General features: G+C 66.7%; 1 protein-coding gene. It reads left to right on the top strand.

What is annotated here, in order from left to right; translation table 11 throughout:
* The coding region (locus tag RYX56_RS26650; RefSeq protein WP_317124254.1) for a hypothetical protein at positions 1–261 on the top strand (261 nt) is incomplete at both ends.

Below are 261 nucleotides of genomic sequence, written 5' to 3'. Positions count from 1 at the left end.
CATGGACGGCCACCGCCGCCTCGCCGCGCAGGTTCGCGCCGAAGCACAGGCGCTCGCCCGCGAAGCCGAATTGGCCGACCGCCGCGTGCAGGCGATTCTCGCCGAGCGCAACGAATGGCAGAGCCGCAAGGAAAACGCCGCGTCGCAGATCGCGACGATTGAGACCCGCATTGTCGAGGTCAAGACCGAGCGCACCGAGCTTGAAAACGCGCCGGAAGTGTTCGCCGAGAAGCGCAGCGCGCTGATCAGCGAAATCGAGCA

Origin of the sequence: Alkalihalophilus lindianensis (genome assembly GCF_032843265.1) — a bacterium.
GTDB classification, from domain to species: domain Bacteria; phylum Bacillota; class Bacilli; order Bacillales; family Bacillaceae_D; genus Alkalihalophilus; species Alkalihalophilus lindianensis.
This window is presented reverse-complemented; position numbering and strand designations above follow the sequence as displayed.